The 24,292-nt window shown below is 72.2% G+C and carries 24 protein-coding genes; 17 read left to right on the top strand and 7 right to left on the bottom strand.

Annotated elements, in window-relative coordinates:
- Positions 1–14 precede the first annotated feature (14 nt).
- The 4 genes from D458_RS0120745 to D458_RS33815 all read left to right on the top strand — a co-directional run bounded on the left by D458_RS0120745 (position 15) and on the right by D458_RS33815 (position 2,619).
- Entirely contained in the window at positions 15–821 is an 807-nt protein-coding gene (locus D458_RS0120745) for a DeoR/GlpR family DNA-binding transcription regulator (RefSeq protein WP_017588658.1), read from the top strand.
- 164 nt (positions 822–985) lie between these two features.
- Positions 986–1,804, top strand: coding sequence for a polyprenol monophosphomannose synthase (locus D458_RS0120750; RefSeq protein ID WP_017588659.1), 819 nt, complete (start codon positions 986–988; stop codon positions 1,802–1,804).
- Positions 1,805–1,890: 86 nt separating this feature from the next.
- Positions 1,891–2,157, top strand: coding sequence for a hypothetical protein (locus tag D458_RS0120755; RefSeq protein WP_017588660.1), 267 nt, complete (start codon positions 1,891–1,893; stop codon positions 2,155–2,157).
- 168 nt (positions 2,158–2,325) lie between these two features.
- The gene (locus D458_RS33815; protein WP_017588661.1) at positions 2,326–2,619 is read left to right on the top strand and encodes a hypothetical protein; all 294 of its coding nucleotides are present in this window, start codon (positions 2,326–2,328) and stop codon (positions 2,617–2,619) included.
- Here the strand turns inward: D458_RS33815 and D458_RS0120765 are convergent.
- From D458_RS0120765 to D458_RS0120775, 3 genes are all read right to left on the bottom strand, one after another.
- A complete protein-coding gene (locus D458_RS0120765) occupies positions 2,616–4,214 on the bottom strand; it encodes an MFS transporter (protein ID WP_017588662.1) in 1,599 nt (532 codons plus the stop codon). The genes D458_RS33815 and D458_RS0120765 overlap by 4 nt on opposite strands.
- 102 nt (positions 4,215–4,316) lie before the next feature.
- Positions 4,317–6,989 (bottom strand): ABC transporter permease, encoded by a 2,673-nt coding sequence (locus D458_RS0120770; RefSeq protein ID WP_017588663.1) that lies wholly within the window; start codon positions 6,987–6,989, stop codon positions 4,317–4,319.
- 5 nt (positions 6,990–6,994) lie between these two features.
- Positions 6,995–7,759: an ABC transporter ATP-binding protein gene (locus D458_RS0120775; protein WP_017588664.1), complete on the bottom strand. Its 765-nt coding sequence runs from the start codon at positions 7,757–7,759 to the stop codon at positions 6,995–6,997.
- 346 nt (positions 7,760–8,105) lie between these two features.
- Here D458_RS0120775 and D458_RS0120780 point away from each other — a divergent pair, with 346 nt between their 5' ends.
- The 7 genes from D458_RS0120780 (at position 8,106) to D458_RS37245 (ending at position 13,865) form a co-directional block, all read left to right on the top strand.
- Positions 8,106–9,428: a histidine kinase gene (locus D458_RS0120780; RefSeq protein ID WP_017588665.1), complete on the top strand. Its 1,323-nt coding sequence runs from the start codon at positions 8,106–8,108 to the stop codon at positions 9,426–9,428.
- Entirely contained in the window at positions 9,403–10,062 is a 660-nt protein-coding gene (locus D458_RS0120785; RefSeq protein WP_017588666.1) for a response regulator, read from the top strand. The genes D458_RS0120780 and D458_RS0120785 overlap by 26 nt, the downstream gene beginning before the upstream one ends.
- Positions 10,063–10,458: 396 nt before the next feature.
- Entirely contained in the window at positions 10,459–11,163 is a 705-nt protein-coding gene (gene fabG, locus D458_RS0120790) for a 3-oxoacyl-ACP reductase FabG (protein WP_017588667.1), read from the top strand.
- A gap of 75 nt (positions 11,164–11,238) precedes the next feature.
- Complete coding sequence (gene fabI / locus D458_RS0120795; protein ID WP_017588668.1) at positions 11,239–12,003, top strand: enoyl-ACP reductase FabI; 765 nt, start codon at positions 11,239–11,241, stop codon at positions 12,001–12,003.
- A gap of 129 nt (positions 12,004–12,132) precedes the next feature.
- The gene (locus tag D458_RS0120800; RefSeq protein ID WP_017588669.1) at positions 12,133–12,894 is read left to right on the top strand and encodes an SDR family NAD(P)-dependent oxidoreductase; all 762 of its coding nucleotides are present in this window, start codon (positions 12,133–12,135) and stop codon (positions 12,892–12,894) included.
- A gap of 233 nt (positions 12,895–13,127) precedes the next feature.
- Complete coding sequence (locus D458_RS0120805; protein ID WP_026119528.1) at positions 13,128–13,412, top strand: hypothetical protein; 285 nt, start codon at positions 13,128–13,130, stop codon at positions 13,410–13,412.
- A gap of 183 nt (positions 13,413–13,595) precedes the next feature.
- The gene (locus D458_RS37245) at positions 13,596–13,865 is read left to right on the top strand and encodes a hypothetical protein (protein ID WP_338037016.1); all 270 of its coding nucleotides are present in this window, start codon (positions 13,596–13,598) and stop codon (positions 13,863–13,865) included.
- Here D458_RS37245 and D458_RS0120810 read toward each other — a convergent pair.
- The 3 genes from D458_RS0120810 to D458_RS0120820 all read right to left on the bottom strand — a co-directional run bounded on the left by D458_RS0120810 (position 13,834) and on the right by D458_RS0120820 (position 16,790).
- Positions 13,834–14,241, bottom strand: a complete 408-nt coding sequence (locus D458_RS0120810) for a hypothetical protein (RefSeq protein ID WP_017588671.1) — start codon at positions 14,239–14,241, stop codon at positions 13,834–13,836. The two genes, D458_RS37245 and D458_RS0120810, sit on opposite strands and share 32 nt — an antisense overlap.
- Positions 14,242–14,291: 50 nt before the next feature.
- The gene (locus tag D458_RS0120815; RefSeq protein ID WP_017588672.1) at positions 14,292–16,100 is read right to left on the bottom strand and encodes a helix-hairpin-helix domain-containing protein; all 1,809 of its coding nucleotides are present in this window, start codon (positions 16,098–16,100) and stop codon (positions 14,292–14,294) included.
- Positions 16,101–16,256: 156 nt separating this feature from the next.
- Positions 16,257–16,790 (bottom strand): MarR family winged helix-turn-helix transcriptional regulator, encoded by a 534-nt coding sequence (locus D458_RS0120820; RefSeq protein WP_017588673.1) that lies wholly within the window; start codon positions 16,788–16,790, stop codon positions 16,257–16,259.
- A gap of 94 nt (positions 16,791–16,884) precedes the next feature.
- Here D458_RS0120820 and D458_RS0120825 point away from each other — a divergent pair, with 94 nt between their 5' ends.
- Positions 16,885–19,155: an LLM class flavin-dependent oxidoreductase gene (locus D458_RS0120825; protein ID WP_017588674.1), complete on the top strand. Its 2,271-nt coding sequence runs from the start codon at positions 16,885–16,887 to the stop codon at positions 19,153–19,155.
- Positions 19,156–19,230: 75 nt separating this feature from the next.
- Here the strand turns inward: D458_RS0120825 and D458_RS0120830 are convergent, their stop codons facing one another.
- Positions 19,231–20,184, bottom strand: a complete 954-nt coding sequence (locus tag D458_RS0120830; RefSeq protein ID WP_193374638.1) for an aldo/keto reductase — start codon at positions 20,182–20,184, stop codon at positions 19,231–19,233.
- 443 nt (positions 20,185–20,627) lie between these two features.
- Here D458_RS0120830 and D458_RS0120835 point away from each other — a divergent pair, with 443 nt between their 5' ends.
- The 5 genes from D458_RS0120835 (at position 20,628) to D458_RS0120855 (ending at position 24,257) form a co-directional block, all read left to right on the top strand.
- The gene (locus D458_RS0120835; RefSeq protein WP_017588676.1) at positions 20,628–21,467 is read left to right on the top strand and encodes an undecaprenyl-diphosphate phosphatase; all 840 of its coding nucleotides are present in this window, start codon (positions 20,628–20,630) and stop codon (positions 21,465–21,467) included.
- 80 nt (positions 21,468–21,547) lie between these two features.
- Positions 21,548–22,321 carry an MSMEG_4193 family putative phosphomutase gene (locus tag D458_RS0120840; RefSeq protein WP_017588677.1) on the top strand — a complete coding sequence of 258 codons (774 nt, stop codon included), beginning with the start codon at positions 21,548–21,550 and terminating at the stop codon, positions 22,319–22,321.
- A 280-nt stretch (positions 22,322–22,601) separates the two neighbouring features.
- Positions 22,602–23,186, top strand: a complete 585-nt coding sequence (locus D458_RS0120845) for a DUF3090 domain-containing protein (RefSeq protein WP_017588678.1) — start codon at positions 22,602–22,604, stop codon at positions 23,184–23,186.
- 7 nt (positions 23,187–23,193) lie between these two features.
- Entirely contained in the window at positions 23,194–23,994 is an 801-nt protein-coding gene (locus tag D458_RS0120850; protein WP_017588679.1) for an SCO1664 family protein, read from the top strand.
- Entirely contained in the window at positions 23,991–24,257 is a 267-nt protein-coding gene (locus D458_RS0120855) for a hypothetical protein (RefSeq protein ID WP_152521183.1), read from the top strand. The genes D458_RS0120850 and D458_RS0120855 overlap by 4 nt, the downstream gene beginning before the upstream one ends.
- The last annotated feature ends 35 nt before the right edge of the window (positions 24,258–24,292 follow it).

Below are 24,292 nucleotides of genomic sequence, written 5' to 3' on the forward strand. Positions count from 1 at the left end.
GTGGGTCCGTACCCATGGCCGAGGAGAGCCGTCCGGCGTTCGCCGCCGAGCGCCGGGAGCGCATCCTGGAACTGGTGCGGGCCAACGGCAGCATGTCCCTGAGGGACATCGCCGCCAAGGTACGCGCCTCCGAGGTCACGGTCCGCCGTGACGTGCGGGCGATGGAGGCCGAGGGCCTGCTGGACCGCCGCCGGGGCGGCGCCTCGCTGCCCGGCAGGATCGGCCACGAGCAGAGCTACACCGGCAAGAGCGGCCAGTGCGCCGCGGAGAAGGCCGCGATCGCCACCGTCGCCGCCCGGCTGGTCCGCCCCGGTGACGCGGTCACGATCGGCCCCGGCAGCACGGCCGAGGCCTTCGCCCGGGCGCTCCTGGGCCACGGCGACCTCACCGTGGTCACCAACTCCCTCCGGGTCGCCGACGTACTGGCCGGGGCCACCGGGGTCGAGGTGGTCATGACCGGCGGCACCCTCCACGCGCCCATGCGGGCCCTGGTCGGTGCGGCCGCGGAGGCGTCCCTGGCGGGGTTGCGGGTCAACCGGGCCTTCCTGTCCGGCAACGGTGTCAGCGCCGACCGGGGGCTGAGTACCCCCAACCCCGCTGTGGCCAGTCTCGACCGGGCACTGTCCGCCTGCGCCGAGGAGACCATCGTGCTGGCCGACCACACCAAGGTGGGCGCCGACACCATGGTGCCCACCGTCGCCCCCGAGGAGATCGCCCACCTGGTCACCGACAGCAGTGCCGACCCCGAGGTCCTGTTGACCCTGGAGGAGACCGGCGCCCTCGTCCACGTGGCGGTGGTCGCCGACGAACGCGGCCAGTGACCCCGGAGGGGCCTTCCTCCCTCGGCGGACCGAAGAAGCGCGTACCCTGCCGTCCACGGCTATTGTGCGGTCAGCGCACTATGCGTGATCCTTGACGCACCAGCGTCCTTTTCGTTCCCTGCTCAGCCAGTACCGACGCCCACGCACTTCAGGAGCTGCCGCGCATGCCCTCCCACCCGACGCACCCGGAGCACGCCCCGTCCGCGCCGGTGCGGGTCACCCCCGAGCCGGTGGCACTGCCCGAGCCGTGGCGGAGCTCGCGCCTGACCGTGGTCGTCCCCACCTACGACGAGGCCGGGAACCTGCCCGTGCTGGTCGCCCAGCTCATGGCGCTCGACCTGCCGGAGCTGCGGATCGTGGTGGTGGACGACAACTCGCCCGACGGCACCGGCGAGGTCGCCGACAAGCTCGCCGTGGAGCTCGGGGGGCGGCTCTCCGTGGTCCACCGCGTCCGCAAGGACGGCCTCGGCCGCGCCTACGTGGAGGGCATGACCCGGGCCCTGGCCGACGGCGCCGACTACGTGGTGCAGATGGACGCCGACCTCAGCCACCCGGCGGGATACCTCCCCCAGCTCCTGGGCACCCTGCACTCCACCAACGCCGGGGTGGTCATCGGCAGCCGCTACGTTCCGGGCGGCAGCCTGTCCGAGACGTGGGGGATGCGCCGCCGCCTCCTCAGCGGCTGGGCCAACACCTACATCAAGACGGTCCTGTCGATCCCCGTCCAGGACGTCACCGCCGGCTTCAAGATCTGGCGGGCCTCGGCCCTGGAGGTGCTGGACCTGGCCAGCATCGAGAGCACCGGCTACGCCTTCCAGGTGGAGATGCACTACCGGGCCTTCCGCCGCGGCCAGAAGATCATGGAGATCCCCATCCACTTCGAGGACCGGGTGGTCGGCCAGAGCAAGCTCGACGGGGCGGTCGCCCTCGAGGCGGCGCTGCGCCCGCTGCGGCTGCGCCGCGCGGAGAACACCCGGCGCTGATCCGGGCCCGGGACCGTGTCCCCTTTCGTCCCTCGTGCCTGAACTGCCATCATGCGAGTGTCAGGACAGTGAGAAAGGGGGACCACATGTCCGAACAGCCCTACGACGTCGACTCCGACATGGGTGAGGACCCCGAGGAGAGCGAGATCGCTCTGGCGGAGAGCCGCCAGAACCCGGACGCGCCCGTCTACGGCTACACCTTCGAGGACGAGAGCTCCGCCACCGAGCGGGGTATCGACCAGGAGGTCCGCGAGGAACGCGACGACGTCCTGCCCAAGGAGGACTTCGACCTCGACGAGATCGGCGCGGAGAAGGAGGCGATGCACGAGGTGGACGACCCGGACGAGGTCTGAACGCCCGCCTCCGGCACCACTGGGACCCCGAGAGCACACGCCTCGGGGTCCTTCGCGTATGCGCCCCACGCCCGCCCCCGCCGACGCACGAGTTTCTTCACAAGCGCACGAGGATTTGCGATCATCGAGGTCAAAGCGGGGAAGACCCAGGGGTAGGAGGCGGACACAGTGACCGAGCAACCCTACGAGGTGGACCTGGACCTGGGCGACGATCCCCAGGCGAGTGAGGTCGCCCAACGAGAGCGGGTCATCGACCCCGACCACAACATCCTCAGCTACGATTTCGAGGACGACGACAGCCGCGGCAGGCTGGGCATCAACGACGAGGTACGGGCCGAGCGCCTGGGCGCTGTCCCGCGTCAGCGCTGGGGCGGTGACCGCAGCGCCGAGGAGGAGGCGTTGAGCGTGGTCCCCGATCCCAACGCCACCAACGACCGGCCCCCGGAGCGCTACGAGGACTAGGCCGAAGGGCCATCGGTACTGCCGCCCGCGGTCGACCCGGGGCAGGAGCGCAGCGGTGGGCCGGACACGCCGCAGAACCGCACCGGGTGCTCATGGTCGAGCGGCTCCAGCGCGCTGGTCTCCTCCGGCAGGGACCCCCGGTCGGCCGCCTCGGAGGCCTCGGGCATCCGGCCGCGCGGCAGGACCAGCGCACACAGCGAGGCCAGCACACACAGCCCTGCCAGGATCAGCATCGCCGTGCCGAAGCCGGCGGCGAGCGCCGACGTGTCCCCCTGCGCCTCCGAGCCCTCACCGCCCGAACCGCCGATCCCGGCCAGGACCGGCACCGCGGCCACACCGATCAGCTGCGCGCCCCTCGCGAACGTGTTGTTCACCCCCGACGCCAGACCGGCGTGCCGCTCCGGGACCGAGGCGAGCACCGTCGCGGTGAGCGGTGCCACGGTGGTGGACAGGCCCAGCGCCACCAGCAGGACCCCCGGCAGCACTCCGGTCAGATAGGGGGCGTCCCCCTCCAACCGGGACAGCAGCACGAAACCGGCAGCCAGCAGCAGGGGGCCGACCACCAGCTGGAGCCTCGGTCCGATCCGGGCGGCGATCCTGCCCGACCGCGCCGACAGCAGCAGCATCAGGACGGTGATCGGCAGTGAGGCCGCCCCGGCGGCGACCGGAGAGTAGCCCGACACCTCCTGGAGGTAGATGACCAGGAGGAACAGCAGCGGCCCCAGCGAACCGTAGATCATCACGGTGGCCGCGTTGGTCACGCTGAACGGCAGCGACCGGAAGATGCCCAGCGGCAGCATCGGGGCGGTGCTGCGCGACTCCGCGAACAGGAACGCGGCCAGCGCCAGCACACCCACGGCGACGGCGGTCCACACCGTCGGCGTGCCGCCCGCCGCGCCCCACTGGATCAGGGCGTAGGTGATCCCTGCCAGCGCCACCACACCCAGCAGCGCGCCGTTGTAGTCGAGGCGCCGGGCCGCGGAGGCGTCCCGGGACTCGGGCACCTTGAACCAGGCGATCAGCAGCACCGCGGCGGCGATCGGCAGGTTGATGAGGAAGATCAGCCGCCAGTCGCCGATCTGCACCAGCCAGCCGCCCACGAACGGTCCCACCGCCGAGGCCACACCGGTCAGCCCCGACCACGCCCCGATCGCCCTCGCCCGGTCGTCCTCATGGAAGCCCGCCTGGAGGATGGCCAGGCTCCCCGGGGTCAGCAGCGCGCCGCCCACCCCCTGGATCACCCGCCCGGCGACCAGCCACTCCAGGGTCGGCGCGAACGTGCACAGCGCCGAGGCCAGGGCGAACACCGCCACCCCGACCATGAACAGCCGGACCCGGCCGAACCGGTCGGACAGCGAACCGCTGAGCAGGATCAGCGCGGACAGCGTCACCATGTAGCCGTTGACGATCCACTGGAGTCCGGCCAGCCCCGTGTCCAGGTCCCCCTGGATCGCGGGCAGCGCCACCGTCACCACCGTCGAGTCCAGGAACGCCATCCCCGAACCCAGGACCATGGCCGTCAGCATCCACCGGGCCGCGGGTGTTCCCCACACCACCTGCCCGGCGGCGACCGGTACCGAGGCCGAACCACTCATCACGCCACCCCTCCCTGGACTACCGACACAGTAGGCGCGGGCCCCCACCCGTAGGTGAGGGCCCGCGCCGATTTTCCGTGGTGCTGTTCGGTTTTGACCGACCTACTCGCTGGCGAGCGCCCCGGTGATCGAGGTTCCGGCGGCCCGGCGGGCGGGCAGCACCGCGGCCAGCAGACCGGCCAGGACCGCGATCGCGATGAACACCGCGATCTGCGCCCCGGGGACGCTGAACACCAGGCCCGGCAGGACCGCGGAACTGGCCGCCCAGCCGAAGACCACACCCAGGACGATGCCGATCCCCGCGCCGATCAGGCACAGCAGCACGGCCTCGACACTGAGCATCCGGCGCAGCTGTCCCTTGGCCAGCCCCAGCGCACGCAGCAGAGCGGACTCGCGGGTGCGCTCCAGGACCGACAGCGCCATCGTGTTGGAGATGCCGAACACCGCGATGATGATCGCCAGGCCCAGCATCGCCGCGATCGTGTAGAAGGCGATGTCCATCATCTCGGAGAACTGGTTCTTCATCTCCGCCACCGACATGACCTGGACGGTCGGGTACTCGTCGACCGCCGTGTAGACGGCCTCGCGGACCTCGGCCGGGTCGGCCCCCTCCGCGGCGCGGATGTGGAGGAAGCGGTCCCCCTGGATGTCGGGGAAGGCCGAGGTGAAGTCCTCGGGGGTGATGATCGCGCCCCAGAAGGACGCGTTGGTCTCCAGGACCGCGGCGACCTCCAGGTCGAGGTCGCCCCCCGGCGCGGGCACGGCGAGGGTGTCACCGACGCCCAGCCCGTCCGCGTGGTCCTCCGTGATCAGCGCCTTGCCGGGCCCGAGGTCGGTCAGTTCTCCCTCGACGGTCTCGCCCTGGAGGTCGACACCCATCTCGGCTCCGTAGTAGGCGGTCACCGGCATCCCCGGCACGCCGGAGTCCGGGGACAGGTCCACGTAGGTGGACCTCTCGCCCATCACCTTGCCCAGGAGGGGGCTCGCGGCCAGTGTCTCCTTGACCTCGTCCGGGACCAAGGGCTCCCCGACCTCGTCGGTGGCGCCGTCCTCAGCGGCGGCTTCGGTCCCGGCGTCGTCCTCGGTGACCGGACCCTCGGCGCCCCCGTCCTCGGGAGCCTCCGCCTGGTCCGTCCCCGGGTCCTCGGCGCTGCCCGTGTCCTCCAGGGAGTACTGGGCGCTCACCTGGTAGTCCACCGGGAAGGACTCGTCCAGTTGCTTGGTCATGGTGGTCTCGACCGAGGCGCTGACCACCGAGTAGCCGGTGATGAGCGTGGCGCCCACGGTGAGGGCGATCATCGCGGTGGCGGCGCGGCGCGGGCTCCGGGTGGAGTTGTCCACCGCGAGCATGCTCGGCACACCCACGCGGCGCAGCGGGACACCGATGATCCGTACGATCCCGCGTACCAGCAGCGGGCCGAGGACGACCACACCGACGAAGGCGACCAGGGCGGCACCCGTCACGATGAACAGGCCCGCCGGGTCGGGGCGGGTCATCTGGCTCATGCCGACCAGCGCCGCGGAGACACCGAAGGCCAGCAGGCCGAAGACCACGCGCACCCAACCCGTGCCCTTCTCCAGGCCGGCCGCGGTGGCACTGGTGCGCAGGGCCGCCAGCGGGGACACGCGGGTGGCGCGTGCGGCCGGGACGAGCGCGGAGAACACCGTCATCAGGGTGCCGATCAGCAGACCGATGATCACGGCGGTGGGGCTGATCACCACGCTCGCGGTGGCGTCGGTCCCCACCAGCCGGCCGCCGAACCGCGCTCCGAGCGCACCGATGCCCACACCGGCGAGCACACCGAGCGCGGAGGCGAACAGGCCCACCACGAACGACTCGGTCAGTACGGAACGGAAGACCTGTCCGCGCTTGGCGCCCACGCAGCGCAGCAGGGCGAGTTCGCGCTGGCGCTGGGCGATGAGGATCGCGAAGGTGTTGTAGATGACGATCCCGGCGACGAACATCGCGATGACGCCGAAGAGCAGCAGGGAGATGCGCAGGATCTGGGTGTCGGCCCCGGACGCCTCCGCCATCTCCTCACCGAACTCCGCGCCGGTGGGCACGTCGGTCCCGGTGACCGAGGCGACCGCCGCGGCCGCGTCCTCGGGGGTCCTGCCCTCGGCGGCCAGCACGTCGATCTCGGAGTAGCCCTCGGCCCCGGTCATCTCCTGGATGGTCTCCGGGGCGAAGACGAGGGCGCCGGCGAAGCTGTACGTGCGGTCCACACCGAAGTTGACCAGACCGGTGACGGTGAACTCGCGCTTCTCCTGGTCGGGGTCGAGCACGGTGACGGTGTCGCCGACTCCGAACCCGGCCTGGTCCGCGGTGGAGGTGGCCAGGGCGATCTCGTCGTCGGCGGCGGGCAGCGCCCCCTCGCTCGCGGAGAGCCGGCTGACCTCACCGAACGCGATGGCGGCGGGCGGGACGAACCCGAAGGCCCGGCCCTCGGGGTCCAGGAGCACGGCCTGGCCGCGGATCAGGCCGTCGGCCTCGGAGACCTCGGGCAGGGCGCGGATGTCGTCGAGTACGGCTTCGTCGAAGGGGACGGGGTCCAGCGGGAAGCCGTCCTCGTCCTGGCCCTCGGGCGCTTCGGGGACGGCGATGGCGTCGACGCTGGTCGCCGAACCCATCACCGACTCCTCATAACTGGCCTCGAGGGTGTCGGCGAAGACCAGGGTGCCCGAGACGAACATGACGCCGAGCAGGATGGCCAGGACGGTGGTGACGTACCGGGACTTGTGGAGTCTGAGCCCGGCGAGTGTGGTGCGTAGCACGGGGCTCAGGCCTCCAGCTTCAGCAGGCGCTCGGAGACGGTCTCGGCGGTCGGGTCCAGGACCTCGTCCACCAGGCGGCCGTCGCGCAGGAAGACCACCCGGTCGGCGTAGGAGGCGGCGACCGGGTCGTGGGTGACCATGACGACGGTCTGGTTCAGGTCCTTGGCGGAGTCGCGCAGGAAGGTCAGGACCTCGGCCCCCGAACGGGAGTCCAGGTTGCCGGTGGGCTCGTCGGCGTAGACGACCTCGGGTGCGTTGAGCAGGGCGCGGGCGACCGCCACGCGCTGCTGCTGGCCGCCGGAGAGCTTGGCGGGCAGGTGGCCGAGCCGGTCGCGCAGCCCCACGACGTCGACGACGTGGTCGAAGCGGGCCTGGTCGACCTTGCGCTTGGCGATCTGCGAGGGGAGCAGGATGTTCTGCTCGGCGGTGAGCATCGGCAGCAGGTTGAACGACTGGAAGATGAAGCCGATGCGGTCGCGGCGCAGCAGGGTGAGGTCGCCGTCGCGCAGGCCGGTGATCTGGGTGCGGCCCAGGTGCACGGTGCCGGAGGTGGGCACGTCCAGCCCGGCCAGGCAGTGCATCAGGGTCGACTTGCCCGAACCGGAGGGCCCCATGATCGCGGTGAAGGCGCCCCGGTGGAACTCGACGTCCACCCCGGCCAGGGCGTGCACCTGGCTGCCGCCGGTGTCGTAGATCTTGGTGAGTCCTCGCGCCACCACCACCGGCGGGGCTTGGACCGGGGACGTGGGTTTCACAGCGGACTCGGTCACGACAGAACAACTCCAGAACTCGGGAAAGGGATGGTGCCGACCGGCCGGGTGGCCCCGTGTCCTTCGGCGTGTTCTCCACGCTAGGACCGTGAGGGACCCCGGCGCCTCGGCCCAGGGGCTGATCCCGGTACCGGCCAAAGGCATGACACGGCAGGGGTTCGGGACTCCTTCGACAGGACACCCCCCGACTTTCGTAGGGGGTGCCGGTGCATTCGGTCGTGCCCGCCGGGCTCGGGAGACCTCGGTGAACTGGGGCGACACGCAAAGATCGACGATCGGACCGCCGGAGCACGGGGTCGGCCGAACGAACGACCCGGGGTGGTCGGGCCGCCGTAGACTCTGGCGGATGAGGACGTGGGTAGAGGATCGGCTGCGGGACTTCGGCGCCCTGCTGAGCCACAACTGGCACTGGTGGTGGAGCCGCCGCCTGCGCGTCGCCGACTGGAGCTACGCCGTCTTCACCCTGCCGTTCACCGGGATCGGGATGCTGGCGGGGGCCGGGGCCGCCCTGGGCTTCACCGCCTTCCTGCTTCCGCTGGGGTCCGATCTCTTGGCCAACCAGTTGGTCGTCCTCGGATGGGGCTTCCTGATCTTCGTGGTGCCCGGGGTCCTGGCCTCGGCTACGATGCTGTGGCGCCGAACCGAACCCAAATGGCTCATGCTGGCAGGCCTGGTGCTCCTGTTCCTGTACGGAAACCCGGTCCCGCTCATGGTGGGGCTGTACTCCTATCCGGCGCACTTCAGCGAACGCAGACCCCTCGTTGGCTGGTTCGCGCTGGGCTGTCTGGGCGTTGCGGTCACCCTCAGTCCCACAGTGTTCGCCTTCGTGATGAGCGCGATCCTGTTCCTGGTCGTGCCGACCATCGCCGGACTGTGGATCGGTACCCGCCGCCAGCTCATCGACCGCCTCCAGGAACGGGCCGAGCGCCTGGAGCGCGAACAGCACATGATGGCCGAGCAGGCCATCAGCGCCGAACGCACCCGCATCGCCCGTGAGATGCACGACGTGGTCGCCCACCGGGTCAGCCTCATGGTCCTGCACGCGGGCGGCCTGGAGGTGTCGGCCACCGAACCGCGCACCGTCGAGACGGCCGGGCTCATCCGCACCACCGGCCGCGAGGCCCTCGCTGAACTGCGCGGCATCCTCGGCGTCCTGCGTGACGACGGCACCGACACCGCGCCCACCGCGCCCCAACCTGTCCTCCACGACCTCGAACGCCTGATCAGCGAATGGCGCGGGGCCGGGATGCAGGTGAGACGGGAGGAGACCGGGCGGGTCCGGCCGCTGCCGGTCGCGGTCCAGCGCACCGCCTTCCGCATCGTCCAAGAGGGCCTGACCAACGCCGCCAAGCACGCCACCGGCGCCCCGGTGGAGGTGTGGCTGCACCACGGCGAGGACCGGTTGGAGATCGAGGTGGCCAACGGGCCCGGAACCGGCCCGGTCCACGCCCCTCCGCGCAGCGGGTACGGCCTGACCGGGCTGCGTGAACGCGTCGTGCTGGCCGGGGGAGAGCTCAGCGCCGAGGTGTGCTCTGACGGAGGGTGGCGGATGCGCGCTATCTTGCCGGTGGGGGAGGAGGGCCCGAACACGGTCCCCGAACCCGAACCACACTCCGCCGAGGTTGAGGAAGAGGGCGCCGACGGTGATCCGCACGCTCCTGGTCGATGACGAACTCCTGGTCAGGTCCGGGCTGCGGATGATCCTGGAGGCCGATCCCGGTATCGCGGTGGTCGGCGAGGGCAGCGACGGCGAGGAGGCCGTGCGCCTGGCCCAGGAGCTCACCCCCGACGTGGTGCTGCTGGACATCCGTATGCCCGGCACGGACGGCCTGGCCGCGGCCGCCCGGCTGAGCGCGCTGCCCCAGGCGCCCAAGACCGTCCTGCTCACCACCTTCGACCTGGACGAGTACGTGCACGGCGCGCTGCGTGCCGGGGCGGTCGGCTTCCTGCTCAAGGACACCCCGCCGCGCGAGCTCATCAACGCCGTGCACACCGTGAACGAGGGCCACGCCATGCTCGCTCCCAGCGTCACCAAGCGCATGCTCGAACGCTTCGCCGCGCCCGCCCCCGCGGACTCCGCGGCCGGGCGCACCGAGGCCCTGCGCAGGCTCTCGGTACTCAGTGAACGCGAACGCCAGGTCCTGGTGGCGGTCGCCGAGGGCAAGTCCAACGCCGAGGTGGGGCGGGCTCTGGGTATGCGGGAGACCACCGTCAAGGCCCACGTCAGCCGGATCCTCGCCAAACTGGACATGTCCAACCGGGTGCAGGCGGCCATCCTCGCCCACGACGCGGGCTGGGCCTGAACCGTCCTTCGCCATCCGCACCGCCTCCACCTGTGACGGTGCCGGCCGGACAGTCCCGGGGCAAGCCGCATCCCCCGGCCCGCAGGCAGGGCCGCCAGAAGGGCGTACGCCGGGCGACCGCCGTCGGAGTGGACGGAACGGGTGAGCCATGTCGCCGCCGGCCGGCCCGGGTGACCGGGTTCACTCCGTGTCCCCTCCAGGTCGGGAGCCCCGTCCCACCGGGCCCTCCCGGGCGTGCCCGCTCATCCGGATCGCCCCGATCGGTCCCCTTCGCCGCCTCGGTTGCGTCTACTGGCGGGTAGCTCGGTAACCTGCAAGGCGATCCGCACCCGGAACACGTCCACCCCTGAACTACGTCACGGCTGTTCATGACAGCCGCAGAGAAGAGGAACCCCTATGTCGCGCTCGGTACTGGTCACCGGTGGCAACCGAGGGATCGGTCTGGCCATCGCCCGTGAGCTGGCGGCGGGCGGGGACAACGTGGCGGTCACCTACCGTTCCGGCGAACCCCCGGAGGGCCTGCTCGGCGTCCGCTGCGACATCACCGACTCGGCCCAGGTCGACGCCGCCTTCAAGGAGGTCGAGGAGGCCCAGGGCCCCGTCGAGGTGCTCGTCGCCAACGCCGGTGTCACCAAGGACCAGCTCCTCGCCCTGATGAGCGAGGACGACTTCTCCTCCGTCCTGGACACCAACCTCACCGGATCCTTCCGCGTCGCCAAGCGCGCCGTGCGCGGCATGATGCGCAAGCGCTTCGGCCGCATCGTCCTGATCTCGTCGGTCGTGGGCCTGCTCGGCTCCGGCGGCCAGGCCAACTACGCCGCCTCCAAGGCCGGGCTGGTCGGCTTCGGCCGCTCCCTCGCCCGCGAGCTGGGTTCGCGCAACATCACCGTGAACGTCGTCGCCCCCGGGTTCATCGAGACCGACATGACCGCCGCCCTGCCCGAGGAGCGCCAGGCGGAGATCAAGAAGAACGTCCCCCTGGGCCGTCTCGGCTCCACCGACGACATCGCCAAGACCGTCAGCTTCCTCACCGGCCCCGGCGGCGGTTACGTCACCGGCGCCGTCATCCCCGTCGACGGCGGCCTGGGCATGGGCCACTGAGCCGGGTCCGCTGACCGCACGCCAACGGCCGGATCCCTTCCGGCCCCAGCCACAGACAGGACGGACCACCCCACCATGGGAATCCTCGAAGGTAAGCGCATCCTCGTCACCGGGGTGCTCACCGACTCCTCCATCGCCTTCCACGTCGCCCGCCTCGCCCAGGAGCAGGGTGCCACGGTCGTGCTCACCGGCTACGGCCGTATGGGTCTGGTGCAGCGCATCGCCAAGCGCCTGCCCGAGACGCCCCCCGTCCTGGAACTGGACGTCACCGACGACGAGCAGCTCGCCAGCCTCGCCGAGCGGGTCGGCGAGCACGTCGACGGACTCGACGGCGTCGTCCACTCCATCGGCTTCACCCCGCAGGACGCCCTGGGCGGCAACTTCCTCAACACCGAGTGGCAGGACGTCGCCACGGCGATGCACACGTCCACCTTCTCCCTGAAGTCGCTCACCACGTCCCTGCTGCCTCTCATGGGCAACGGCGGCTCGGTGGTCGCCATGGACTTCGACAACAGCGTCTCCTACCCCATCTACGACTGGATGGGCGTGGCCAAGTCCGCGCTGACCTCCACCGCCCGCTACCTGGCCCGCTACGTGGGTGACAAGAACGTGCGGGTCAACCTGGTCTCGGCGGGCCCGCTGAGCACCATGGCCGCCCGCAGCATCCCCGGGTTCGAGGAACTGGCCAAGCACTGGCCCGAGCGCGCCCCGCTGGGCTGGGACGTCACCGACCCCGAGCCCGCCGCGAAGGCGGTCGTGGCCCTGCTGTCGGACTGGTTCCCGGCCACCACCGGTGAGATCGTGCACGTCGACGGCGGGTTCCACTCCACCGGAGCCTGACCCGCGTACTGTGGGCGGCCCCCCAGACCGGGGTGCCGCCCACACGTGTGTCCCGGGCACCGGTACGATCTGCCCGCCGGTACCCGCGCGGGTACCGGCGGCACGGTGACGTTTCGGAAGGCGGACGGTATGGAACTGGGACTGTCGGGGGCGCGGGTCGTGGTGACCGGCGCCAGCAGGGGGATCGGCCGCGCCATCGCCCAGGTGTTCGCCGAGGAGGGCGCCGACCTCGCCATCTGCGCGCGCGGCCCCGAGGCTCTGGCCGAGGCGGCCCGGGAACTGGCCGAGACCGGCGCCAAGGTCTTCGAGCGGGCCCTGGACGTGACCGACCACGGCGCGCTGCCGGCCTTCGTGGACGACGCGGCCGCTGAACTCGGCGGGCTGGACGTGCTGGTCTCCAACGTCTCCGGCGGTAGCGCGCCCACCCCCGACCAGTGGGAACGCGGGTTCAACGCCGATGTCATGCCGTTCGTGCGCCTGACCGAGGCGGCCAAACCGCACCTGCTCGCCTCCGAGCGCGGCGGTTCGGTGGTGCTGGTCTCCACCACCTCGGCCCTGCACGTGACCAAGCCCGCCGGGGCCCGCTCCTACGGCGCGGTCAAGGCGGCGCTGAACCACCACGCGTCCTCGCTGGCCCGCGAGTGGGCGCCCGAGGGCCTGCGGGTCAACACCGTCTCGCCCGGTCCCATCGAGTTCCCGGGCGGCGGCTGGGAGCGGCGCAGGGAGAACGACCCGGACTTCTACGAGAGCATCCGCGAACGCATCCCCTCAGGTCGTCTCGGCCGCCCGGAGGAGGTCGCACGCTCGGTCGCGTTCCTGGCCAGCCCGGCCGCCACCTTCGTCACCGGCCAGAACCTGGTCGTCGACGGCGGCTTCCTCGACCGGGTCTGACCAGCCGCGGCAGCACCGTCGACGCCCCGAGGGCGCCGGTGGCCGGCAGGGCCACCGACGCGTCGGGGACGAAATGCACCGCCGCGAACCCCGGGACCCAGCACCAGCCAGAGCGCACCTGCCGCGGCCAGCGCCCCGAACCCGGTCCAGGCCACCCACCGTCGCCCAGCGCCGCCGCCCGGTCCTGGGGAGTGTTCCGCGGATGGTTGCAGGTGGTGGCTACGCTGCGGGGTGTGGATGGTGATCAGCAGCCGGGTCTGGATGAGGTCGAGGCTTGTTTCGTCGCGCTGCTCGAAGGCCGGATGAGCCGTGACGCTGCCGACCGGTGGGCCGCCCGTTGGGCCGAGGAGGACTGCCACGACGACGGCAGTCGTCTTGAGCGGGATGAGCTGACCTGGTGGGCACTGGGGTTGCTGCATGGAATCGATCTGCGGCCAGGGCCCGAGGAGCCGTACCTGCACGACGACGGGCAGGTACGAGGGTGGCTGGAGGAACTGCGGCGGCGCCGCATGGGGTGACTCGCGAAGGTCCTGTTCCTGGCTGCACGTTGACGCCAGGCCGTTGGCCTATGGCCGAGCGAGTACGTGTACGCGAGATCGACGACGGCGAGGGCAGACGGCTGCTGCGGATCATCCCGCAGGGGCACCGGGTCGGTGGTGACCTGGCGGCGAGCCCAGACGGTCCTGCTGTCCGCCCAGGGCATGCCGGTGGCGAGAATCGCCCAGGTGGCGTTCACCAGCGAAGACCGGGTGCGGGATGTGATCCACAATTTCGACGCCGGCGGCTTCTGCTCGCTGTATCCGAAGTACGCCGGTGGCCGTCTCCTTTCCAAGCCTGAAGACCTGGAAGACATCCAAGGATCCCGACGACGACCGGTGCCTACGCGCCGTCCTCGACAGGGCAAACGTTGCCTGATGCGGCACCAGGTCGCCACCGTGTTCACGGGGGAGTGCCGCCGGTACCGTCGCTGAGAGCGGTACGGCCGTCCTCCACGTGCACGATCCGCGGATCTGCGGCGTCCCGGTGGCGCCGGTCGCGTCCGTGCAGTCCGATCGCGAGATCGGACTCCTCCGTCACCGCTTCGGGCGGAACGTAGGTGAGGATGTCGGCATGGTGCCCGGTCACCACCCATCCCTCGGCGCTGTCGGGGTGGATCACGTCGAAGTCCCCGGCCGGGCTGCCCGGCAGGATCGGGCCGTACTCGCGCAGGAGGTCGAGGGCCTGGGCTCGCAGGTCCTCGCCCGGTGAGGTCAGTACCACGCAGGTGCCGTGCTCGAAGAGCACCCAGGTGGCGTCGGGGTTGATGAGCAGCCGACGCCAGGCGTCGACGAGTGCGGTGGTCTCCATGCCGCGCAGACTGCCACGGGGGTGCGACATTCCGGGGCCCTGGGCGGGGCTCAGCCCTCCCTCAGGACGAGGGCCAGCCGGGTCGTCCGGTCCGGGGCGAGGGTCTCGCGCACACCGGTCTCCAGGGCGCCGTCGGTGGCGTCCACGACCGACACGTGCCGGGTGGCCCGGGTCAGTGCCGTGTACACCTGGGGGCGGGAGACCGGGACCTGGGGCGGGAAGACCGCCACCACCGCGGGCCAGCGGCCGCCGTGGGCGACCGCCACACTGACCGCCCAACCGTGGCGCAGCGCGGACGGGTCGGTCACGGTGACCCGGGACCCGCCGGTCAGTTCGACGACCGCGCCGCCGGAGACCTCGCGCAGGTAGCCGGTCTCGCCCGGCCCGTAGCCGGGGCCCCCAGCGGTCAGGACCACCCGGTCGCCCGCGTCGAATCCGCCGTGCGCCCCCGGGCCCGGGTTCAGCCCCTCCTTGCAGGCGGCGTTGATCGCGCGGGCGCCGGCCGGGCCGTCCTCGCGTGAGGTGACCACCTGGACCTGGTCGGCGTCGATGCCCAGGGCGCGCGGGATGGAGTCGGTGACCAGCTGGACCACACGGTGGGCGGCCTCCTCGGCGGAGGCGGCCGGGACCCGCACCACCTCGCGGCCGGGCGCCTCGACCTCGGGCCATCCGCCCTCGGCGACCGCGCGGGCGAGCACGGCCACGGGCCCGGGTTCGGCGTCGTCGGCGACGGCCGCCACGTGCGCGGTGCGCGAGGCGGCCACGTCCGCCACCACACGGCCCGGAGCGGCCGAGGGGGCCTGGTCCGGGTCGGCCAGCAGGACCAGGTGGGCGTCGTCGACACAGGTCGACACCAGGTCGGCCATCCGGGCCACACCCAGGGACATCGACTCGCACAGCACCACGATCCCCGCCGGGACCGGGTCGCCGGCCAGGAGCGCGGCGAGGGACACCGCGCGTACCGGAGGCGCCCCCGGTACGTCCGCGTCCCCGCCGGGCTCACCCTCCTCGGACGTCTGCGCACCCTCGGACGTCCCCGAACCGAGGAGCCGGTCCAGGTCGGCGTTGACGGCGGCGGCGGTCTGCGCGGTGGGGGCGACCACCGCGATCCCCACCTGGCTCTCCTGTGCGATCGCGGCCAGGCAGACCAGGGTCCGGGCGGCCTCGGCCTGGTCGCCGGGGCCGTGGTGCACCACCGTGACCGGGCGCAGGGTCGCGGTGAGCAGCGCCTCCCGCGTGGTCTCGGAGATCTCGAAACCTCCCTGGGAGGTGGCGGCCTCCAGGGTCTCCGCGGCGGTCACCGGGTCCATGATCGGTTCGCTGCCGCCGATCAGCCGCAGCAGCTGCTCGCCCAGCCGCTGCTCGGCGTGGCCGACGTCGTAGGGGGCGTAGAAGCGCTCGGGGTCGGGCAGGTCCGGGACCTCCGGGACGCCGTCCTCCTCGAAGTCGAAGTCGTCGTCGGGTTCGTCGGCGCTCTCGAACAGCGCCACCTCCTCGGCGGTGACCGCGGCCTCCAGGGCCCTGCGGGGATCGCCGACCCCGAGCTGGCCGACCACCGTGGCCAGCCGCTTCTCCTCGATCGCGGTGTGCCCGCGGTACGCGGCGGTGCGCAGCGTGTGCCCGACCAGGGAGCCCAGGCGGCGGGGGTCCTCGGGCCGCGCTGCGTCGCCCAGGTGTTTGCGGGCGCAGTAGTCGGCCTGTTCGACGGTCACGTCGGGCAGGCGCAGGAGCAGCCACGGGTTGGCGTCCAGCTCGGCTGCGGGCTGTGGGCCCAACACGGACACCAGCCGCGGCGCGAGGGCGCGCGGAGCGCCCATCCGGTCAAGGACGGCACTGACCTTCTCGACAGCCTCGGACACCGGTTCCCCTCGTCAGGTCGTTCATGGACTCGCTGGGAGCCTACCGACTCGCGGTGACACGCGGCGTTCGTTGTCCACAGGGCGGCCCCGCCGGACTGCCCGCGGTCGGGCGTCCGCGGCCGTTCGGGCGGGCGCGCGGGACCGCCCGCCGGAGGCTCAGCCGACGGTGCCCTGTGCGTTTCCGGCCGCGCCCCCGGTCACCTGGACGACGGCGGCACAGGGGTCGGTGCCGGGGGAGGACTCCTGGACGGCGGTGGCGGCCCGTGCGGCGGAGGCGTGGAAGAGGGCCCGGGCGTCGGGGTCCAGCCCGCCCAGGACCCGCTCCTCGATGTGCCCGACCAGGGCGTCGGCCCGGGCGAGGACCTCGAGTCCGTGCTCGGTGGGGCAGACCCTGCGGACCCGGCGGTCCGCCGGGTCGGGGCGGCGCTGGACCAGGTCGGCCGCCTCCAGGTCGTCGATCAGGTAGGTCATCACGCTGCGGTCGATCAGCAGGCGTTCGGCCAGCGCCGCCTGTGTGGGCGCGTCACCCCGGGAGGTCGCGGCGAGCACGTGGTAGCCGCGGCTGCCGTGCGGGAGGTCGGCCAGGGCCGCCTCCGCGTGCTCGTGCCAGCGGCGCAACAGCACGGCCAGGGACCAGCCCAGGTTGCTGTCCCCGGTGGCCTCGCCGCGTTCCGGCGTGGTGGGTGTCATGGCCCGAGATTACCAGGAATAGGTGTGGAGGAAGATAAGTTGTGCAGAACATCATTTGCTGAACAAACGATCCATCCCCTGAGGAGACCCATCCATGCCCGACTACGGACACCCCCTGGAATTCGGCACCTTCCTCACGCCGAGCGCCCAGGACCCCGACCGGGTGGTCGGGCTCGCCGAACTCACCGAGGCGGCCGGGCTGGATCTGGCCACCTTCCAGGACCACCCCTACAACTCCGACTTCCTCGACACCTGGACCCTGCTGAGCTGGGTCGCCTCCCGCACCGAGCGCCTCCGCGTCTCCGGCAACGTGATCAACCTGCCCCTGCGCCCGCCCGCGGTCCTGGCCCGCGCCGCGGCCAGCCTCGACCGCCTCTCCAAGGGCCGCTTCGAACTCGGGCTCGGCGCCGGGGGCTTCTGGGACGCGATCCACGCCATGGGCGGCGGCCGCCGCACCCCGGGTGAGTCCGTGGACGCCCTCTCCGAGGCCATCGACCTCATACGCGCCACCTGGGACACCGACAGCCGGGGCGGGGTGCGCACCCGGGGCGAGCACTACTCCGCCCACGGCATGAAGCGCGGCCCCGAGCCCGCCCACGACATCGGCATCTGGCTGGGCGCCTACAAGCCCCGCATGCTCCGCCTGGTCGGCGCCAAGGCCGACGGCTGGCTGCCCAGCCTCGGTTACGTCCAGGTCGAGGACCTGCCCGGACTCAACGGCGTCATCGACGACTCCGCACACGAGAACGGCCGCGACCCGCGGCAGATCCGCCGTCTGCTCAACCTCAGCGGTGCCGCCTTCACCCCGGTCGGCCGGGGTTTCCTCCAGGGCCCGCCCGAACAGTGGGTCGAGCAGCTGCTGCCCCTGGCCCTGGAGAACGGGGTCAGCACCTTCATCCTGGGCACGGACGACCCCCGCACCATCGAGACCTACGGCCGGGAGGTGGCCCCGGCCCTGCGCGAGGCGGTCGACCGCGAACGCGCCGGCGCCGGAACCCCGACCGGGCCGGTCCGCCCCGCCGCCGCCCTGGCCGCCCGCAGCCCCGGCATCGACTACGACGCCGTCCCCACCGCCCTGCGCGACTCCGCGGTGGAACCCGGCGACAAGGGCTACACCAAGGTCCGGCACGGCTACATGCAGCAGGGCCGACCCGGTCTGGTGCTGAGGCCCACCGACCCCGACCAGGTGGCCGAGGCCCTCGCCTACGCCCTCGAACAGGACGCGCCGCTCAACGTGCGCAGCGGCGGCCACGGCATCAGCGGCCGCTCCACCAACGACGGCGGCGTCGTCCTCGACCTCGGCCGGATGAACGGCATCGAGGTCCTGGACGCCGAGTCCGGCCGGGTCCGGCTCGGCGTGGGCGCGCGGTGGGGCGACGTCGGCTCCGCCCTGCACCGGCACGGCCTGGCGATCAGCTCCGGCGACCACGGGGGAGTGGGCGTCGGCGGGATCGCCACCACCGGCGGCCTGGGCTACATGTCCCGCGCCCACGGGCTGACCATCGACCGCCTCACCGCCGCCGAGCTGGTCACCGCCGACGGCAGCGTGCTGCGGGTGGACGCCGAACACCACCCCGACCTCTTCTGGGCCGTGCGCGGCGCGGGCGCCAACTTCGGGGTGGTCACCTCCGTGGAGGCCGTGGCCTCCCCGGTGCGCGACGTCGTCCTCGGCCAGTTCGTCTACGACGCCTCCGACACCGAGGGCTTCCTCCAGGCCTGGGGGACGGTCGCCGAGGCCGCCCCACGGGAGGTCACCGCGTTCCTGGCCGCGGGCCCGGGCCGCGGCGGCCAGGGGCCCACGGCCCAGGCGATGGTCGTGTACGCGGGCGAGGACACCGACGCCGCGGTCCGGGCGCTGGAGCCCTTCCTCCAGGTGGGGCCGGTCCTGGACCAGCGGGCCCAGGTCACCCCCTACCCGGCGGTCCTGGTCGGGCACGGCGGTCCGCACGGCGGCAGCCGGACCCCGGTCTCCCGGTCGGCTCTGCTGGAGCACATCACCCCTGACGCGGCCCGGACGATGGCCAGGATGCTCAACACGGGTGACACGTACTTCATGCAGCTGCGGCAGGTGGGCGGGGCGGTCAACGACATCGCCCCGGACGCCACCGCCTACGCCCACCGTTCGGCCAACTTCTCCCTGGCGGCGATGGGCAGCCGGGCCGCCCTGTTGGACCGGCGCTGGGCGGAACTGGGGGAGGCGGCGCGCGGGCTCTACCTGAGCTTCGACACCCGTACCGGGCCCGAGGTCCTGTCCGAGGCCTTCCCCGAACCCACTCTGGGACGCCTGCGCGAGCTCAAGGCCAAGTACGACCCGGACCACGTCTTCGACCAGAACTTCCCCGTCACACCCGCGCCCGGGGCCTGAGCGCCCGCCCGGCCGCGCCTGTTCCGGACGCCGCCGGACCCGGTCCGCGCCCGACCCGTCGAGGGCCGGGCCGGGTCAGCGTTCGGGACCGGCCGTGGCGTCGTCCAGGGCGTCCCGGATCTTGGGGGGAAGCTCCACGGACTCCACGGACAGGATCTCCTGCAGCTGGGAGAGGGTGCGCGGACCCACCACGGCGGCCGCCACGCCCTCCTGGTCCCGGGCCCAGCTCAGCGCGACCGCGAGCGGGGACACGCCCAGTCCCTCCGCGGCCGTGCACACCGACTCCACCACCCGGCGGCTGCGGTCGTCCAGGTAGGGCTCCACGTAGGGCGCCATGTGCGGGAAGGCGGCACGGGAGTCGGCCGGGACCCCGTTGCGGTACTTGGCGCTGAGCACGCCCCGCCCCAGCGGCGACCACGCGATCACGTGCGCGTCGTTGGCCGCGGCGGCGGGGCGCAGCGCGTGGTCGGCGCCCCGGTTGAGCAGTGAGTACTCGCTGCCCGCGCTCACCAGGGGCACCCGCCCGGGGTGCGCCCGCTGCCAGGTCGCCAGGGTGGCGAACTGCCAGGCCTTCAGGTCTCCGGTCCCCACGTAGCGGGCCTTGCCCGAGGCCACGGCCGCCTCCATCGCGGACAGTGTCTCCTCGGGCGGTGTGTGCGGGTCGAACACGTGCAGCTGCCACAGGTCCACGTAGTCCGTCTGCAGGCGCCGCAACGACGCGTCCAGGGAAGCCAGGAGGTGACGTCGGGACCCGTCCACGGGACGGTAGCCCTCGGGGGTGTGCCCGCTCTTGGTGGCCACCACCACGTCCTCGCGGCGGACCGCACCGCGCAGCAGACGCCCCAGAATCCGCTCGCTCTGCCCGCCGGTGTAGATGTCCGCGGTGTCCACGAGCGTTCCGCCCGCGTCCACGAACGCGGTGAGCTGCTGCCCGGCCTCCTCCTCGGAGGTGTCGTTTCCCCAGCTCATCGTGCCGAGGGCGGTACGAGACACCCAGAGCCCTGATCTGCCCACCTGTCGCTGTTCCATGCGGCGGAGAGTACCGTGTCCACCTGCGTCAGGTGCGGGAGACCGGTCGCCCACACCTGGGAGGACCCGCCTCCGGGAGGGGCGGGAGGCGCCGGGATCCCACATGCCGACGTGAACGCCCGGTGAACCTCCGGCGTCCGGGAGGGGGCTTCGCGGGTCGCCGGTCGCACGCCCGTCCGTCCCCCGGACCCCACTCCGAGAACGCGCTGGGTGCGGGAGGCTTCCCGCCGACCGAAGGGGCATATCCACACAAATCCGTAGGCTCTCGGCCATGGGTAGTTGACCCGGCGTAGGTCTTGGGTACACCTTGGCTGCGTACTGTCATCGCAGTCCGGACCGGGACCGACACACACCTCCTCGTGACACGGTCCGCCCGGGCCGTCACCCTTCTGGTTTCGAGTTCCGCGCCCCAGGCCCGGACCTGTCACGAAAGTCCGTACCGAGTGTCCATCTTCGAGGCGGTCGTTCTCGGCCTCATCCAAGGGCTCACCGAGTTCCTGCCCGTATCCTCCAGTGCCCACCTGCGCGTCTTCGCGGCCTTCTTCGGTTGGCCCGACCCCGGCGCGGCCTTCACCGCGGTCAGCCAGATCGGCACCGAACTCGCGGTGGTGGTCTACTTCCGCAAACGCGTGTGGGCGATCATCTCCGTCTGGTGCCGTTCCCTGGTCGACCGGGACCTGCGCGGTGACGTCAACGCCCGCATGGGCTGGTACATCATCCTCGCGACGATCCCCATCGGCGTCCTGGGGCTGCTCTTCGAGGACCAGATCGACGGGGTCTTCCGGGACCTGCGCCTCATCGCCCTGACCCTGATCGTCTTCGGCCTCATCCTCGGCGCCGTCGACCACTACGCCCGCAAGCAGAACGAGCTCGAGGACCTCACCCTCGGCCGGGGCCTGACCTTCGGCCTCTTCCAGACCCTCGCGCTGATCCCCGGCGTGTCCCGGTCGGGCGCCACCATCACCGGTGGCCGCCTGCTCGGCTTCACCCGGCCGGCCGCGGCCGAGTTCGCGTTCCTGCTCGCCATGCCCGCGGTGTTCGCCTCGGGCCTGTACAAGATGCTCGACATCGGCGGCGACGAGTACGCGGGATGGGGCGCCACCATCGTCGGCACCCTGGTCGCCTTCGTCATCGGCTACGTGGTCATCGCCTGGCTGATGCGGTTCATCACCACCCACAGCTTCATGCCGTTCGTGTACTACCGCATCGCCCTGGGCGTGCTCATCATCGTGCTGGTCTCCACCGGTGTCCTCGCCCCGGCGGGCGGAGCCGGCGTCGGCTAGCCACTCACCTCCGCCCCCTGGGGGCGGGCCGCCGCGACCGGTGGCCCGCCCCCGACGCCGTCCGCGCCTAGGCTGGGGGCATGGCGACACCTGCTGACACCCCTGCCGGAACCCGGGCCGAGACCGAGGACGCCCCGGCCGCGCCCGAGGCGGTCACCCTCCTGCTCGTACGGCACGGCATGACCGACTCCACCGGGCCCCGCCTCGCGGGACGCGCACCCGGTGTGCACCTGAACGACAACGGCCGGATCCAGGCGGCCCACCTGGCGGGCCGGCTGGAGGGGCTCGCCCCCGCCGCGCTCGTGTCCAGCCCGCTCGAGCGCTGCCAGGAGACCGCCGAGGCGGTCTCCGAACGGCTCGGCACACCCGTGACCACCGACGAGCGCTTCGTCGAGTGCGACTACGGCAGCTGGACCGGACGGTCCCTCACCGACCTGGCCGCCGAACCCCTGTGGCGGGTGGTCCAGGACCACCCCAGCGCCGCCCGCTTCCCCGGCGGCGAGGCCCTGGCCACGACCTCCGCCCGCGCCGTGGAGGCGGTTCGCGACTGGAACGGGCGGCTGCTCGAACAGGCCGCCCCGGGAACCGCGCCGCCCGTGTACGTGGTGTGCAGCCACGGCGACGTGATCAAGGCGATCATCGCCGACGCCCTGGGCCTGCACCTCGACCTCTTCCAGCGCCTGCGCGTGGACCCCTGCTCGGTCACCTCCATCACCTACACGCGGACCCGGCCCTTCCTGAACAAGCTCAACGACACCGGCGAGCCCCTGGCGGGCGCCCTTCCCACGGCGGCGGAGGCCAAGGGCGACGCCGCGGTCGGCGGGGGAGCGGGCCAGGCCCACCGAACCGGGTGAGCACCGGACGCGTCCCACCTCCCGCGACCCGCTGAACCGATCCCCTCCTGTCAGGAAGGCCCTCGAACCGGCCTGTGCGGAACCGACCGCGGTCACTCGTGTCGGCGACGACCTGACCGACGCTGGGGCAGGACGGGCGGCGGACCGGATCCTGTGGGGTGAGTTGAACCTGCCGGTCGAGGTGGTCGAAATCTCCTGAACCCGGGCGCTCCCCTCGCCCCGGTCCTCCCCGGCGCGGGCGAATCGCACCGTGCCACTGACATCCCTTAAGGTTCTAGGTATGCCCGTCTTTCAGTTCAATCCGCCGGAACGGTTCGTCACCGGAACCGTGGGTCAGCCTGGGGACCGCACCTTCTTCCTCCAGGCCGTCGGTGAGGGTCGCATCACCAGTGTCGCGCTGGAGAAGGCCCAGGTGGAGGCCCTGGCCACCCGTATCGAGGAGTTGCTGGAAGAGGTGCACCGACGTTTCGGGGCACCGCCGGACGACGTGACCCCGCCCGAGGACGACGGACCTCTGGAGCAGCCCATCGAGCAGGACTTCCGTGTGGGCACCCTCGCCCTGGCCTGGGACGCCGAGGCGGCCCGTGTGATCATCGAGGCCCAGGAGATCGACGAGACCGCCACCGAGGAGCTGGTCGAGGACGACGACGAGGAGGAACTGGAGGTCTTCGCCGAGGAGGCCCCCGCGCACCGCGACGTCCTGCGCGTCTACCTCACCCCCGGCGAGGCGCGCGCCTTCGCCGGACGGGCCCTGAAGGTCGTGGCGGCGGGACGCCCCGACTGCCCGCTGTGCGGCCGCCCGCTCGACCCGAACGGCCACATCTGCGCCCGGCAGAACGGCTACCGCCCGGACCGCCTGGTCTGAGGCCTTCGTGGACGACGACACCGCCAGCCACCCGAACCCGGCCGCCGTGGACCCGCCACCCGACGCCACGGGCGCCTTCGGCGGGCTCACCCCCGCCGAGGGCCTGGACCTGCTGCGCCGGGGCGAGATCAGCGTGGAGGGCCGCCTGACCGCGGCCTCCAACACCACCCTGTACTGCACGGTCTCCGACGGCGTCCGTTCGGCCGTGTGCGTGTACAAACCGGTGGCGGGGGAGCGGCCCCTGTGGGACTTCCCCGACGGCACCCTGGCCGGTCGCGAGGTGTCGGCCTACGCCGTCTCCGAGGCCCTGGGGTGGGCCGTGGTGCCGCCCACCGTCCACCGCGACGGCCCCTACGGCGAGGGCATGGTCCAGCTGTGGGTGCACGGTGACACCACGGTGGACCTGGTCGCGCTCTCCCGGGAGACCGAACACCCGGGGCTGCGCCGGATGGCCGTCCTGGACGCGGTCATCAACAACTCCGACCGCAAGATCGGCCACCTGCTCCCCACCCCCGAGGGGCACCTGTACGGCTGCGACCACGGGGTGTCCTTCGCCGAGGACTACAAGCTGCGCACGGTCCTCTGGCAGTGGCAGGGCCGGCCCCTCACCGAGGAGGCCCTGACCGCCCTGGCCGCGGTCCGCACCCGGCTCCGCCGGCCCGACGACCCGCTGTCGGTCGAGCTGGCCGACCACCTGACCGGACCCGAGGTCTACGCGCTCCGGGCCCGGGTAGACCTGCTCATCCACCACGGCATCCACCCCTATCCGGCCCCCGACTGGCCCTCGGTCCCCTGGCCCCCGGTGTGACCGGGCGGCGCCGTGGGGCCGACTCCTCGTTGAGGAAGCGGCTGCGACGCGCGTGGGTGTTCGTGGCCTCGGCCGCGCTCGTCGGCCTCCTGGTGCTGCTCCCCGTGCCCTACCTGTTGAACGTCGTCCTCGAGGTGGAGGGCCCGTACGAGACCTGGGCCCTGTGGGGTCTCCTCGCCTGCCTGGTGTGCATCCTGCTCTTCGGACTCGTGCACGTCGCCATCGAGGTGTACGAGGCGGTGCGCGACGTCCTGCGGTCGTGATAGCCGCCGGCTCGGGGGCGCCGGGACCCCTCGGA

It is taken from the genome of Nocardiopsis ganjiahuensis DSM 45031 (genome assembly GCF_000341085.1).
GTDB classification, from domain to species: Bacteria; Actinomycetota; Actinomycetes; order Streptosporangiales; family Streptosporangiaceae; genus Nocardiopsis; species Nocardiopsis ganjiahuensis.

Excerpts from the sequence above, each read along its gene's own strand:
- D458_RS0120745 (WP_017588658.1), top strand. The coding sequence starts at position 15 with ATGGCCGAGGAGAGCCGTCCGGCGTTCGCCGCCGAGCGCCGGGAGCGC.
- D458_RS0120750 (WP_017588659.1), top strand. The coding sequence starts at position 986 with ATGCCCTCCCACCCGACGCACCCGGAGCACGCCCCGTCCGCGCCGGTG.
- D458_RS0120755 (WP_017588660.1), top strand. The coding sequence starts at position 1,891 with ATGTCCGAACAGCCCTACGACGTCGACTCCGACATGGGTGAGGACCCC.
- D458_RS0120765 (WP_017588662.1), bottom strand. The coding sequence starts at position 4,214 with ATGAGTGGTTCGGCCTCGGTACCGGTCGCCGCCGGGCAGGTGGTGTGG.
- D458_RS0120780 (WP_017588665.1), top strand. The coding sequence starts at position 8,106 with ATGAGGACGTGGGTAGAGGATCGGCTGCGGGACTTCGGCGCCCTGCTG.
- fabG (WP_017588667.1), top strand. The coding sequence starts at position 10,459 with ATGTCGCGCTCGGTACTGGTCACCGGTGGCAACCGAGGGATCGGTCTG.
- fabI (WP_017588668.1), top strand. The coding sequence starts at position 11,239 with ATGGGAATCCTCGAAGGTAAGCGCATCCTCGTCACCGGGGTGCTCACC.
- D458_RS0120800 (WP_017588669.1), top strand. The coding sequence starts at position 12,133 with ATGGAACTGGGACTGTCGGGGGCGCGGGTCGTGGTGACCGGCGCCAGC.
- D458_RS37245 (WP_338037016.1), top strand. The coding sequence starts at position 13,596 with ATGCCGGTGGCGAGAATCGCCCAGGTGGCGTTCACCAGCGAAGACCGG.
- D458_RS0120810 (WP_017588671.1), bottom strand. The coding sequence starts at position 14,241 with ATGGAGACCACCGCACTCGTCGACGCCTGGCGTCGGCTGCTCATCAAC.
- D458_RS0120820 (WP_017588673.1), bottom strand. The coding sequence starts at position 16,790 with ATGACACCCACCACGCCGGAACGCGGCGAGGCCACCGGGGACAGCAAC.
- D458_RS0120825 (WP_017588674.1), top strand. The coding sequence starts at position 16,885 with ATGCCCGACTACGGACACCCCCTGGAATTCGGCACCTTCCTCACGCCG.
- D458_RS0120830 (WP_193374638.1), bottom strand. The coding sequence starts at position 20,184 with ATGGAACAGCGACAGGTGGGCAGATCAGGGCTCTGGGTGTCTCGTACC.
- D458_RS0120840 (WP_017588677.1), top strand. The coding sequence starts at position 21,548 with ATGGCGACACCTGCTGACACCCCTGCCGGAACCCGGGCCGAGACCGAG.
- D458_RS0120845 (WP_017588678.1), top strand. The coding sequence starts at position 22,602 with ATGCCCGTCTTTCAGTTCAATCCGCCGGAACGGTTCGTCACCGGAACC.